At 61.3% G+C, this 13,299-nt stretch carries 12 protein-coding genes; 8 read left to right on the top strand and 4 right to left on the bottom strand.

The window, feature by feature from the left end:
• Positions 1 to 50: 50 nt before the first annotated feature.
• The 5 genes from clpP (at position 51) to AACG97_RS18225 (ending at position 7,121) form a co-directional block, all read left to right on the top strand.
• A complete protein-coding gene (gene clpP / locus AACG97_RS18245; protein WP_009683825.1) occupies positions 51 to 692 on the top strand; it encodes an ATP-dependent Clp endopeptidase proteolytic subunit ClpP in 642 nt (213 codons plus the stop codon).
• A 108-nt stretch (positions 693 to 800) separates the two neighbouring features.
• Positions 801 to 2,084, top strand: coding sequence for an ATP-dependent Clp protease ATP-binding subunit ClpX (gene clpX / locus AACG97_RS18240; protein ID WP_009683826.1), 1,284 nt, complete (start codon positions 801 to 803; stop codon positions 2,082 to 2,084).
• Positions 2,085 to 2,247: 163 nt separating this feature from the next.
• On the top strand, positions 2,248 to 4,644 hold the full coding sequence (lon, locus tag AACG97_RS18235) for an endopeptidase La (protein ID WP_009683827.1): 2,397 nt from the start codon (positions 2,248 to 2,250) through the stop codon (positions 4,642 to 4,644).
• Between the two features lie 152 nt (positions 4,645 to 4,796).
• Positions 4,797 to 5,069: a nucleoid-associated protein HU-beta gene (gene hupB / locus AACG97_RS18230; RefSeq protein ID WP_009683828.1), complete on the top strand. Its 273-nt coding sequence runs from the start codon at positions 4,797 to 4,799 to the stop codon at positions 5,067 to 5,069.
• 180 nt (positions 5,070 to 5,249) lie between these two features.
• Positions 5,250 to 7,121, top strand: a complete 1,872-nt coding sequence (locus tag AACG97_RS18225; RefSeq protein ID WP_009683829.1) for a SurA N-terminal domain-containing protein — start codon at positions 5,250 to 5,252, stop codon at positions 7,119 to 7,121.
• A gap of 66 nt (positions 7,122 to 7,187) precedes the next feature.
• Here AACG97_RS18225 and AACG97_RS18220 read toward each other — a convergent pair whose 3' ends face one another.
• Entirely contained in the window at positions 7,188 to 8,228 is a 1,041-nt protein-coding gene (locus tag AACG97_RS18220; RefSeq protein WP_009683830.1) for a patatin-like phospholipase family protein, read from the bottom strand.
• Between the two features lie 178 nt (positions 8,229 to 8,406).
• On the opposite strand from AACG97_RS18220, the gene AACG97_RS18215 reads away from it, so the two are divergent.
• From AACG97_RS18215 to AACG97_RS18205, 3 genes are all read left to right on the top strand, one after another.
• Positions 8,407 to 8,685 carry a hypothetical protein gene (locus tag AACG97_RS18215; protein WP_003259403.1) on the top strand — a complete coding sequence of 93 codons (279 nt, stop codon included), beginning with the start codon at positions 8,407 to 8,409 and terminating at the stop codon, positions 8,683 to 8,685.
• Positions 8,686 to 8,699: 14 nt separating this feature from the next.
• Positions 8,700 to 9,479, top strand: a complete 780-nt coding sequence (locus AACG97_RS18210) for a CHAD domain-containing protein (RefSeq protein WP_197885359.1) — start codon at positions 8,700 to 8,702, stop codon at positions 9,477 to 9,479.
• Between the two features lie 77 nt (positions 9,480 to 9,556).
• Positions 9,557 to 10,354: an acyl-CoA thioesterase gene (locus AACG97_RS18205; protein WP_197885360.1), complete on the top strand. Its 798-nt coding sequence runs from the start codon at positions 9,557 to 9,559 to the stop codon at positions 10,352 to 10,354.
• Positions 10,355 to 10,377: 23 nt separating this feature from the next.
• Here the strand turns inward: AACG97_RS18205 and AACG97_RS18200 are convergent, their stop codons facing one another.
• From AACG97_RS18200 to AACG97_RS18190, 3 genes are all read right to left on the bottom strand, one after another.
• Positions 10,378 to 10,746, bottom strand: coding sequence for an Mpo1-like protein (locus AACG97_RS18200; RefSeq protein ID WP_009683834.1), 369 nt, complete (start codon positions 10,744 to 10,746; stop codon positions 10,378 to 10,380).
• Positions 10,747 to 10,820: 74 nt separating this feature from the next.
• Positions 10,821 to 12,299 carry a methyl-accepting chemotaxis protein gene (locus AACG97_RS18195; protein ID WP_009683835.1) on the bottom strand — a complete coding sequence of 493 codons (1,479 nt, stop codon included), beginning with the start codon at positions 12,297 to 12,299 and terminating at the stop codon, positions 10,821 to 10,823.
• A gap of 138 nt (positions 12,300 to 12,437) precedes the next feature.
• On the bottom strand, positions 12,438 to 13,232 hold the full coding sequence (locus AACG97_RS18190; protein WP_009683836.1) for a TatD family hydrolase: 795 nt from the start codon (positions 13,230 to 13,232) through the stop codon (positions 12,438 to 12,440).
• Positions 13,233 to 13,299 lie beyond the last annotated feature (67 nt).

Genomic DNA, 13,299 nt, shown 5'->3' with positions numbered 1-13,299 from the left:
GCTGGCTTGTGCGTTATCAAGCCATGACTATTTGGGAGTGAGCGCAGGACATGTCCCGCAATTCTTATATTCAGCAGAGCTCTGACATCCAGGCCGCAGGCGGCCTGGTCCCGATGGTTATCGAGCAGTCCGCCCGTGGCGAGCGTGCGTACGACATCTATTCGCGCCTGTTGAAGGAGCGAGTGATTTTCCTGGTTGGCCCGGTTGAAGACTACATGGCCAACCTGGTCGTAGCGCAGATGCTGTTCCTCGAAGCGGAAAACCCGGACAAGGATATCCATCTCTACATCAACTCCCCGGGCGGCTCCGTCACCGCGGGCATGTCGATCTACGACACCATGCAGTTCATCAAGCCGGACGTCTCGACCATCTGCATCGGCCAGGCCTGCAGCATGGGCGCCTTCCTGCTGGCCGCAGGTGCCAAGGGCAAGCGTCACTGCCTGCCGAACTCGCGCGTGATGATTCACCAGCCGCTGGGCGGCTTCCAGGGCCAGGCGACCGATATCGAGATCCATGCCCAGGAAATCCTCAATATCAAGGCGCGCCTGAACGAGTTGCTGGCCTACCACACCGGCCAGGATCTGGAGACCATCAAGCGTGACACCGAACGTGACAACTTCATGAGCGCCTCGCGCGCAGCCGAGTATGGCCTGATCGACTCGGTCTACGACAAGCGGCAACTGGCCTCCTGAACCGGGGGGTCAGAGCAGGTGGGTGCGCAAAGCGCCCACCTGCGGACTTGAAAAAGCCCGCAATTGCCTTCATCTTGTGTTGCAAGCCTACCGGATTGGATCGATCGAATGACTGACACCCGTAACGGCGAGGACAGCGGCAAATTGCTCTATTGCTCCTTCTGCGGCAAAAGCCAGCACGAAGTGCGCAAATTGATTGCCGGGCCCTCGGTATTTATCTGCGACGAGTGCGTCGACCTGTGCAATGACATCATCCGTGAGGAGGTGCAGGAAGCCCAGGCCGAGAGCAGCGCGCACAAATTGCCTTCGCCGAAAGAAATCAGCGGCATCCTGGACCAGTACGTCATTGGTCAGGAGCGCGCGAAAAAGGTGCTGGCTGTAGCGGTGTACAACCACTACAAGCGCCTTAACCAGCGTGACAAGAAGGGTGACGAAGTCGAACTGGGCAAGAGCAACATCCTGCTCATCGGGCCTACTGGCTCGGGCAAGACCCTGCTCGCCGAAACCCTGGCACGCCTGTTGAACGTACCGTTCACCATTGCCGACGCCACCACCCTGACCGAGGCCGGTTATGTGGGTGAAGACGTCGAGAACATCATTCAGAAGCTGTTGCAGAAGTGCGACTACGACGTGGAAAAGGCCCAGATGGGCATTGTCTACATCGACGAAATCGACAAGATCTCGCGCAAGTCGGACAACCCGTCCATCACCCGTGACGTCTCGGGCGAGGGCGTGCAGCAGGCGCTGTTGAAGCTGATCGAAGGCACCGTGGCCTCGGTACCGCCGCAAGGGGGGCGCAAGCACCCGCAACAGGAGTTCCTGCAGGTTGACACCCGCAACATCCTGTTCATCTGCGGTGGCGCGTTCTCGGGCCTTGAAAAGGTCATCCAGAACCGTTCCACCAAAGGTGGCATTGGTTTCGGCGCTGAAGTGCGTAGCAAGGAAGAGGGCAAGAAGGTTGGCGAGTCCCTGCGTGAGGTCGAGCCGGACGATCTGGTCAAGTTTGGCCTGATTCCGGAGTTCGTCGGCCGCCTGCCGGTTCTGGCTACCTTGGACGAGTTGGACGAGGCTGCATTGGTGCAGATCCTCACCGAGCCGAAGAACGCCCTCACCAAGCAGTATGCCAAGCTGTTCGAGATGGAAAGCGTCGACCTGGAGTTCCGCAGCGATGCGCTCAAGGCCGTGGCACGCAGGGCTTTGGAGCGCAAAACCGGCGCCCGTGGCCTGCGTTCTATTCTCGAAGGCGTGCTGCTCGACACCATGTACGAGATTCCTTCGCAGAAGGATGTCAGCAAGGTGGTGATCGACGAGAGCGTCATCGACGGCACTTCGCAGCCGCTGATGATCTACGAGAACACTGAGCCGCAAGCCAAGGCTGCGCCAGACGCCTGATACAGGCAAAGGCCAGTTTGTGGTTGCAAGCATGAAGGGGCCTACGGGCCCCTTCATGCTTTTCCTTTGCTAATGCTTGTAATTTCCCAAGCCTGCCCCCACATTAGGTCCAAGCATCATTTCCACCGGTTTCCGGCCACAAGGCCGCTGTAGAGGCGAAATCATGAAGACCACCCTCGACTTGCCTCTTTTGCCATTGCGCGATGTCGTTGTATACCCGCACATGGTTATCCCGCTGTTTGTGGGGCGTGAAAAGTCCATCGAAGCCCTTGAGGCTGCGATGACGGGCGAAAAGCAGATCCTCCTGCTGGCCCAGAAAAACCCAGCCGATGATGATCCTGGCGAAGACGCCTTGTACCGTGTCGGTACTGTTGCCACCGTGCTGCAACTGTTGAAGCTTCCTGATGGCACCGTCAAGGTGCTGGTCGAAGGCGAACAGCGTGGCGCCGTCGAGCGCTTCACCGAAGTGGAAGGGCACATCCGTGCCGAAGTTTCGCTGATCGACGAAACCGACTCCGCCGAGCGCGAGTCGGAAGTTTTCGTGCGCACGCTATTGTCGCAGTTCGAGCAGTATGTGCAGCTGGGTAAAAAAGTCCCTGCCGAAGTGCTGTCGTCGCTCAACAGCATCGAAGAGCCAGGGCGGCTGGTCGATACCATGGCTGCGCACATGGCCCTGAAGATCGAGCAGAAGCAGGAAATCCTCGAAATTGTCGACCTCACCGCCCGCGTGGAGCACGTGCTGGCACTGCTGGATGCCGAAATCGACCTGTTGCAGGTGGAAAAGCGCATTCGCGGTCGGGTCAAGAAGCAGATGGAGCGCAGCCAGCGCGAGTACTACCTGAATGAGCAGATGAAGGCCATTCAGAAAGAGCTCGGCGATGGTGACGAAGGCCACAACGAAGTCGAAGAGCTGAAAAAGCGCATCGAAGCTGCCGGCCTGCCCAAGGATGCCTTGACCAAGGCCCAGGCTGAGCTCAACAAGCTCAAGCAGATGTCGCCCATGTCGGCCGAAGCCACCGTGGTGCGCTCGTACCTCGACTGGCTGGTGCAGGTGCCGTGGAAGGCCCAGAGCAAAGTCCGCCTGGACCTGGCCAAGGCCGAGGAAATCCTTGATGCCGACCATTATGGCCTGGAAGAGGTCAAGGAGCGCATCCTCGAGTACCTCGCCGTACAGAAGCGGGTGAAGAAAATCCGCGGTCCTGTGCTGTGCCTGGTAGGCCCACCCGGCGTCGGCAAGACCTCGCTCGCCGAATCGATCGCCACCGCCACCAACCGCAAGTTCGTGCGCATGGCACTGGGCGGGGTGCGTGACGAAGCCGAGATCCGTGGTCACCGTCGTACCTACATTGGTTCGATGCCGGGCCGCCTGATCCAGAAGATGACCAAGGTGGGTGTACGCAACCCGCTGTTCCTGCTCGATGAAATCGACAAGATGGGCAGCGACATGCGTGGCGACCCTGCCTCGGCGTTGCTCGAAGTGCTCGACCCGGAGCAGAACCACAACTTCAATGACCACTACCTGGAGGTTGACTACGACCTCTCGGACGTCATGTTCCTGTGCACCTCGAACTCGATGAACATTCCACCGGCGCTGCTGGACCGCATGGAAATCATCCGCCTGCCGGGGTACACCGAGGACGAGAAGATCAACATCGCCATCAAGTACCTGGTGCCCAAGCAGGTCAAGGCCAACGGCTTGAAGAAAGACGAGTTGGAGGTCGATGTCTCGGCGATTCGCGACATCATCCGCTTCTACACCCGTGAGGCCGGTGTGCGTGGCCTGGAGCGGCAGATCGCCAAGGTTTGCCGTAAAGTGGTCAAGGAACATACCGGGCAGAAGCAGGTCAAGGTCAAGGTGGCCAGCGAGCAGCTGGAGCACCTGCTGGGCGTGCGCAAGTTCCGCTACGGCCTGGCCGAGCAGCAAGACCAGATCGGCCAGGTTACCGGCCTGGCCTGGACCCAGGTGGGCGGCGAGTTGCTGACCATCGAAGCCGTGGTTATCCCGGGCAAGGGCCAACTGATCAAGACGGGCTCGCTGGGCGATGTCATGGTCGAATCGATCACTGCCGCGCAAACCGTGGTGCGCAGCCGCGCCCACAGCCTGGGTATAGCCGCCGGCTTCCACGAGAAGCACGACGTGCACATCCACATGCCCGAAGGGGCCACACCGAAAGACGGCCCGAGTGCCGGTATCGGCATGTGCACGGCGTTGGTCTCGGCCCTTACGCAGATCCCGGTGCGCGCTGATGTCGCCATGACGGGTGAAATCACCTTGCGTGGCCAGGTGCTGGCAATTGGCGGGTTGAAGGAAAAACTGCTGGCAGCACACCGGGGCGGTATCAAGACGGTCATCATTCCGGAGGAGAACGTTCGCGATCTGAAGGAAATTCCGGAAAATATCAAACAGGATCTGCAGATCAAACCCGTCAAATGGATTGACGAAGTCCTGCAAATTGCGCTGCAATACGCCCCGGAGCCCTTGCCAGATGTGGCTCCCGAGATCGTCGCGAAAGAAGAGAAGCGCGACAGCGATGCCAAGGAAAGAATCAGCACGCATTAGTGGTTTTTGGCTGGGAGGCTTTCCTTGACAGTTTTTTCGAGGCCTTGCTATAAAGCGGCTCGTTATTGTCAACAAGCCTCCCAACGTACGTTTCGTAAGCTTTCCATTACATACTTAGAAACAAACTCAATAGAGAAATAAGGGGACTTAGAGTGAACAAGTCGGAACTGATTGACGCTATCGCCGTATCGGCTGACATTTCCAAAGCTGCTGCAGGTAAGGCTCTGGACGCTGTGATCGACTCCGTAACCGGTGCCCTGAAAGCAGGCGACGACGTCGTTCTGGTTGGCTTCGGAACCTTCACGGTCAAAGAGCGCGCCGAGCGCACTGGCCGTAACCCACAAACCGGCAAGGCGATCAAGATTGCAGCCGCCAAGGTTCCAGGTTTCAAGGCAGGCAAAGGCCTGAAAGACGCCGTCAACTAAGTCGTCTTCAGCCGGACCCGGCCAGGCCTGGTCCGAGCACGCTGATGGCGGGGCGCAAACGTTCCCGCCTGACACGTTTGCTAAGCAAAGGCGCATCCTCGGATGCGCCTTTCTTTTATCAGGATTCTACCCACGCTCCGCGGTTGTCGACGCAGTGGTACAGCCGTTTCTGGGGGACGCATGCTGCAAAATATCAGGGACAATTCACAAGGTTGGATTGCCAAGTCCATCATCGGCCTAATCGTCGTATTGATGGCGTTGACCGGTTTCGAAGCCATTTTTCAGGCCGCCACACATAGCCAGGACGCCGCCAAGGTAAACGGCCAGACCATCAGCCAGAACGAGCTGAGCCAGGCGGCCGACATGCAGCGCCGCCAGCTGATGCAACAGTTGGGCAAGGACTTCGACCCAGCGCTGCTGGATGAAAAACTGCTGCGTGAAGAGGCCCTCAAGGGCCTGATCAGCCGCAAGCTCTTGCTGCAGGGGGCTGAGGACGCCAAGTTCGCCTTCTCCGATGCCGCGCTGGATCAGGTGATCCTGCAAACGCCGGAGTTCCAGGTAGACGGTAAATTCAGCGCCGACCGCTTCGACCAGGTCATTCGCCAGATGGGTTATGGCCGCATGCAGTTCCGCGACATGCTGGCCGAGGAAATGCTCATCGGCCAGTTGCGCACCGGCCTGGCCGGCAGCAGCTTCGTCACCGACCAGCAAGTCGATGCCTTCGCCCGCCTCGAGAAGCAGACCCGCGACTTCGCCTCCCTGACCTTCAAGGCCGACCCGGCCGCGGTCAAGGTCAGCGACGCCGAGGTCAAGGCGCACTACGACCAGCACGCCAAGGAGTTCATGTCGCCTGACCAGGTGGTGATCGACTACATCGAGCTGAAAAAGTCTGCCTACTTCGACCAGGTCAAGGTGACCGACGAAGAGCTCAAGGCCCAGTACGAGAAAGAAATCGCCAACCTCGCCGAGCAACGCCACGCGGCGCACATCCTGATCGAAGTGAACGACAAGGTCAGCGACGCACAGGCCAAGGCCCGTGCTGAAGAGATCGAGCAGCGCCTGGCCAAGGGTGAGAACTTTGCCACCCTGGCCAAGGAGTTCTCCCAGGACCCGGGTTCGGCCGGCAACGGTGGTGACCTTGGTTTCGCCGGCCCGGGTGTGTATGACCCGGCCTTCGAAGAGGCGCTGTACAAGCTGCAGGATGGCCAGGTATCGGCGCCGGTGCGTACCCAGTTCGGTTACCACCTGATCAAGCTGTTGGGCGTACAGGCGCCAGAGGTGCCGAGCTTCGCCAGCCTGAAGGACAAGCTTACCCGTGACCTGAAGACCCCGCTGGTCGAGCAGCGTTACGTGGATGCCAGCAAGCAGCTGCAGGATGCTGCCTATGAGGCTTCCGACCTGGCCCAGCCGGCCCAGGACCTGAACCTCAAGGTCCACACCTCTGCACCATTCGGTCGCGAAGGCGGCGAAGGCATTACTGCCAACCGTTCGGTGGTGCAGGCTGCGTTTTCCGAAGAAGTACTCGACGAGGGGGCCAACAGTACCGCCATCGAGCTCGACCCGGAAACCACCGTGGTACTGCGCGTCAAGGAGCACCGCAAGCCTGAGCAACTGCCGCTGGAGGCAGTGGCCCAGAATATCCGCCAGCACCTGGCCAAGGAGAAGGCCACGGCCGAACTCAAGGCCAAGGCGGACAAGCTGATCGCCGGCCTGCGCGACGGTTCCATTGCTGCTGGCAGTGTGCATGAGGGCCAGGGCTGGAAAACCCACGAAGCCGTGACCCGCGGTGAGGAAGGCATCGATCCTGAGGAGCTGCAGGCGCTGTTCCGCCTGGCGAAACCGCAAGCCAAGGACAAGCCGGTGTATGGCAGCGTCGTGCTGCGTGACGGTAGCCTGGTGGTGCTGCAGCTCAAGGGCGTCAACGAAGGCACTACCGCCACCGACGAAGAGAAGCAGCAGATTCGCCGCTACCTCGCCTCGCGTGCCGGCCAGCAAGACTTCGCGGCCTACCGCAAGCAGCTGGAAGCCAATGCCGACATCACCCGTTACTGACGTGATCGCTGCATGACGAACGGGCCGCCTAGTGCGGCCCGTTCTGTTTCTGCTGCCTGCTCCGGCCTAGCGCTTCACCCCTTCATGATTATCCAGCGTGTCCCGCGCGATCTCGCGCCCCAGGGCAATCAGCTCGGGCGCCTTGTAGAATTCGAAGAACCGGCATACCCGTTTCGGCACGTTGATCAGCACATCCGGCGGATAGCCGGCGATCTTGTACTGCGCCAATGAGGTCTGCATGACCTCGAAACTCTGGTTGATCAAGTCCAGCAGCGAGGCTGGGCCCACGTTGTCGATGATGAACGAACCGGTAGCCGACTTCGGCGCGCCTTCGCGCTCTGGCGCAGCCGCCGGCTGCTGTGTGCCCGGGCTGGCGGCTTCGCTTTGCCATGGGTTGGGCTGTGCGAGCCCTTCAGCGACGATTTCCTGTTCGATGCGGATCAATTCTTCGGCCGGTTTGCGCCGGAAGGGCAAGTGTGCGCCCAATGAACTGAGCAAGGCATCGAAGCGCGTCTTGAACGCTGCCGGGCGTTCGATCACGGGCAGCTGGTACTGCTTCTGGTTGGTGGCGTTGAGGTTGACCGCGATGATCAGGTCGCAATGGCTGGACACCACCGGCACGATCGGCAGTGGGTTCAGGATACCGCCATCAACCAGCATGCGGTTGCCCTGCATTACCGGCGTAAACAGGCTGGGGATGGCCGCCGAGGCGCGCATGGCCTGGTGCAGGCAGCCCTCCTGAAACCATATCTCCTGCTGGTTGGTCAGGTCGGCGGCAACCGCCGTGTAGGGGATGCGCAGTTGCTCGATATTGATCTCGCCGACGATCTTGCGGATCTGCCCGAATACCTTGTCACCGCGAATGGCGCCTAGGCGAAAGCTGACATCCACCAGGCGCAGCACATCCAGATAATCGAGGCTCTCGATCCAGTTGCGGTACTCGTCCAGCTTGCCGGCGGCATAGATGCCACCGATGACTGCACCCATGGAGCAGCCAGCGATGCAGGCGATATCGTAACCCCGGCGCTCGATTTCCTCGATCACGCCTATGTGCGCATACCCTCGAGCCCCGCCCGAACCCAGTACCAGTGCCACGCGTTTACTCATCAACTTTCCCCGGCCAGTGCCATCATGCCCCTACAATGCACCCATCGTTGCCTCTGCTTCAATGTAGATTGTGTGCAGCTACTGTAGTAAAACCGCTTTGGCAAAGCCGGCCGGGCAGGGCACTTTTGAACTGCCGGGGCGTCGAAATGCCACCGTTTTTTTCCTTGAGGTATCACCGATGAAAGCCTGGATCTGCCTTCCCCTGATTGCTCTGGCCCTTGCCGGCTGCGCAGGCAAGACGGCCTACCGAGAAAGTTGTGCGACCCAGCTGGATGCCGCCTGGAAGGAGCTTGACCTGGCCAAGGCCGAAGGCTTTGCCGGCGCCGTGAGTTATTCCAAGGCTTTGTCGTTACTCACTGGTGCTAAAACCCAGCAGCAGTTCGAAGGTTATGAAAGCTGCACGCGCAAAGCCGAGAAGGCGCGCTTCTACATTCGTGAGTCCCGCGCCGGGCGTTGATCGAGGAGCGTTCCATGTCTGCCATGCTTGACTCCGTCGTTGCCCAGATACTGGCCTTGCAGGTGCGCCTGCTGGCGTGTCGCGAACGCCTGGCTGCCGATACCGACAGCGAGGCCCTGCATGACCTGCGTATTGCCGTACGGCGGCTACGCAGCCTGCTGCGGCCACTGAGGGGGCTGCCAGGGGTGGAGCAGCTGGAGGCCGCTGCAACCGCGCTGGGGGCCCTGACCACGCCCTTGCGTGACCAGGAAGTATTGGCTGCGCAACTGATCGCTAGCGGTTACACCGAAGCTGGGCAACGCCGCATGCAAGGCCGCGGTAGTGCATACGCCAGCGTTGCCCGCAGCCAGCAGTTGGCCCGGGTGCTGGCGATTGCAGATGCCTTTCCACTGTTCCTGCGCGCAGCGGGCCGCGAAGGCTTGGCCAAGGCATTGGGCAAACGCGTCGACAAGCGCTTGGTCAAGCAGTGGCACAAACTGCAGCACGCCTTGCAGGACCCCAACCACGACCGTCACCGGCTACGTTTGTTGATCAAGCGTGCGCGCTATGGCGACGAGGCCTACCCGCAATTCCAGCATGCCAGCCAGAAACTGCAGCGTCTGCTGAAAAAAGCCCAGGCCGACCTGGGCGACTGGCACGATCGCTTGCAGTGGCTGCTACAGGCGCGCGACCACGCCGACCTGGCACCTTGCCAAGCCGTTTGGCAGCAGCAGTTGCAGGAGGCCGAGCAACGAGCCGATGTGACCTTGGCCGCGCTGGCCAAGGCCATTGCACGGCGCCAGCCCGGGAAATGACCGAAATAGGGGCTGTTCGTCCCGCGTTAGCTGGCTAGGATGGGCACACCCTTTTCGCCGCAGGCAGGAGCCGGTCCATGAATTTCAATCAACTGCTCGACGCCGTGCGGGCCAACCCCCACGCAGTCAGCATTCCGCCGACCTGGGCGCAAGGCCGAGCGGCATTTGGCGGCCTCATGGCGGCCCTTGTGTACGAGGCGATGCGCCTCAAGCTGTGTGACAACCGCCCAGCGCGCTCCCTGGCCATCACCTTCGTGGCCCCTGCAGCGGCAGACGTACCTATCCGCTTCGAGGTGGAGGTGCTGCGCGAGGGCAAGGCGGTCAGCACCTTGCTTGGCCGCGCGGTACAGGCAGGCCAGGTGGTGACGCTGGTGCAAGGCAGCTTCGGGGCAGGGCGGCCTTCGGTCGTGCAGGTACCGGCGTTACCGGCTACGGAAATGAAGGCGCTCGAAGAGGCGGCTCCGGAGCTGCCCTATATCAAGGGGGTCACGCCGGAATTCATGCGCCATGTGGCCTTGCGCTGGGCCGTGGGCGGGCTGCCATTCAGTGGTAATCAGTCGAGGAAGATGGGCGGTTGGGTGCGCTTGCGCGATGTCGCCGACGAACGCGCCAACGAGGCGCACCTGCTTGCCTTGGTCGATGCGTGGCCGCCGAGCCTGATGCCGTTCCTGAAGCAACCCGCAGCTGGCAGCACGCTGACCTGGACGATCGAGTTCATTCAGCCTGTGGTCACGGTGTCTACCCAGGACTGGTGCCGCTATTGCGTTGAAACCGAATATGCCCGGGATGGCTACGGCCATGCGGCAGCAGCACTGTGGACCGCCCAAGGTGAATTGCTGGCGCTGAGCCGGCAGACTGTCACCGTGTTCGCCTGACAAGCCGGCACCGGACCATCGGCTCAGCGTCGGTGCTTGTGGCGCTCCCGCCATGCCTTCAGCCAGGCGCCACTGAAAACAAAACGCGGGAAGGTGATGAACTGCTCCGTCAACAGGCGCTGCACGGCATCCTGGCGGTTAGCGAACGGCTCAGGTTGCTGGGCTTCCAGGCGGTGCCCCTGGCGCTGCAGGCCCAAGCCGGCAATCAAGGCTATGATACCCACCGCGATCTGGCTCAGGTCGAGCCCGAATAGGCCCGACAGTACCAGCAGCGCGCCCAGGATGAACAACGGGACGGCAATCAGGTGCAGCACCAGGTTTGTCGGGTGACGGTGGTTATGGTGGTAGCCGCGCCATTGCCAGGCGGGCAAGTTGGGCAGACGTTTACTCATGGGCATCTCCTCATCCAATGCCCAAAGCTTAGTGCTGCCCGCGCAGGGGGGCCAATCGAGGCTGGCTATGGTGGCTATAGCTTGAGCTGGCCGATGGCCTTGTTGAGCGCCCCAGCCAAGGTCGCCAGCTCGCTACTGGTGGTGGCCGAGCCCACCGTCTGTTGCACGGTCTGCTCGGTGACATCACGAATGCTCACCACCGCGCGGTTCATTTCCTCGGCCACCTGGCTTTGTTGCTCGGCTGCCACGGCAATCTGCGTGTTGCTCTCGCGCATCTGCGCCACGGCACCGGTGATCTCGGCCAGGGCTTCACCGGCTTCCTGAGCCTGGCGCACGCAATCATCGGCCTTGTACGAGCTTTCCTGCATGAACTCCACTGCATCGCGGGTACCCGACTGCAGTGCCGAGACCATTGTGGTGATTTCGTCAGTGGAGGTTTGCACGCGCTTGGCCAGGTTGCGCACCTCATCGGCGACCACGGCGAACCCGCGGCCCAGGTCGCCGGCGCGTGCGGCTTCGATGGCGGCGTTGAGCGCAAGCAGGTTGGTTTGTTCGGCGATGCTGTGAATCACATTGACGACCCCGTTGATTTTCTGGCTGTCATCGGCCAACTGGCGAATCATCTCGGCGGTTTGCTGAACACCGCTGGACAGCCCGGAAATCGAATCCTGGACCCGGCTTACCACCTCTTTGCCGCTGCCGGCCAGGGTGTCGGCGGTTTGGGACAGGTCACGGGTAGCGCCGGCATGCTGGGCGATGTGGTGCACGGTTGCCGACATTTGGTTGATGGCGGTGGCCGCCTGGTCGGTCTCGCTTTGCTGGCCAAGCATGCCGTGGCGCACATCGTTCATGCTGGCGGCCAGGCGCGCAGCGCCCGAGTCCAGCTGCGCGGCAGTGTGGGCGACGGTGCTGACGACGCGGTGGTAGGTGGCCTGCATGGCATTGAAGGCACCGGCCATCTGGCCGACCTCATCACCACAGGCCAGTGGCACACGGGCTGCCAGGTCGCCGGTTTTTTCCACGTGCAGTATCACATCCTTGAGGGTATTGAGCTGGCTGAGCAGAAAACGGATGAGCAGTTGCGAGGCAGCGAGCATGGCCAGCATCAGAATCAGGACACACACCGCGTAATTGCTGAAGCGTTCGAAGAACACCTGGCGCAGACTGGGCGACGGGGCCACTACCGCCATGTACTGATTGCCGCTGCGCACGACCTGTGCGCCGCGCAGCGGGTTGTCGCCCAGCACCCAGGCACCTGGCAGGTCCACCCAGCCCTGGCCGTCGCGCAGGCGCTCGAGCGGTTCACCGGCAAAGGTGGGCGTTTGCCCGGCTGACCAGCTGATCACATTGGCCTGGCGCGGTATTGGCTGCTGGCTTGGCCAGACAGCCAGCAGCTCGGCTTGCTGCACCGCCTGTACCTGGGCCACCTCGGCGCGGGCGCGTTGCTCCAGGTGCACGGCATACACCACCAGCAGCAAGGTCGTGACAAAGGCCACCGCGTTGACGGCCCAGAATTTGTACTTCAAGGAAACATTGCTAAGCCAGGCACCCATGGGCAGGTCTTCTCTGAGTTGAGCGGAAACAATATTGGCAAGGTGCCATCATTGTGCCAGCTCGTGCCAGGGCCGTTGTTGATGTGTATCAAGAAAAAACAACGGTGTTGTTCTCCTGCCTCAACCGGCCCCGTCAGCTCAGATCTGGAAGAACGCCCCTGCCGTGGCCGTGGTGTGCGCTGCCGTATGTTCGACCGTTTCACCCCGGTGCAAGGCCACTTCATGCAGTACTTGCGGCAAGAAGGCCGGCTCATTGCGGCCGTTCTTGGGTTTGGGGCGCAGGGTGCGGGGCAGCAGATAGGGGGCATCGCTTTCCAGCATCAGCCGGCCTTCGGCAATGTTGCCCACCAGCGCGTGCAGGTGCGTCCCCCGGCGCTCGTCGCAGATCCAGCCGGTGATACCGATGTGCAGGTCCATGTCGAGGTAGGCGAACAGCGCCTCACGCTCCCCAGTGAAACAATGCACGACCGCCGCGCTCAGGTGGTCGCGGTAATCCTTGAGAATGGCCAGCAAGCGCTCGCTGGCATCGCGCTCATGCAGGAACACCGGCAGGCGTAGCTCAACGGCCAGCGCCAACTGGGCTTCCAGAGCTTTTTCTTGCAGGGGGCGAGGGGAGAAATCACGGTTGAAGTCCAGGCCGCATTCGCCCACAGCACGTACCCGTGCCTCGCTTAGCAGTTGGCGCAGCCGGCCTTCGCTACCGGCCTCCCATGCCTTGGCATCGTGGGGGTGCACGCCGGCAGTGGCAAACAGATGCGCGCCACTGGCGTCCAGTTGCTGGCACAGCTCCAGTGCCTGTTCGCTGACTGCCAGGCTGGTGCCCGTCAGCACCATCTGGGTCACCCCGGCTTCGATGGCGCGCTCGACGACGGCCGCCTGCTGGTCGTGGAAGCTGCTGTTGGTCAGGTTGACGCCGATATCGATCAGTTGCATGGTGGTCTCTCGTGCCGCGGAGCGGCCAGCATAGCAAAAACCGGGTTTTTCTGAACAAAACCAAGAA

Origin of the sequence: Pseudomonas sp. Nvir (assembly GCF_963778085.1) — a bacterium.
GTDB lineage: Bacteria > Pseudomonadota > Gammaproteobacteria > Pseudomonadales > Pseudomonadaceae > Aquipseudomonas > Aquipseudomonas juntendi.
The sequence above is the reverse complement of the archived record's forward strand: the minus strand, read 5'-3'. Positions and strand labels throughout refer to the sequence as shown.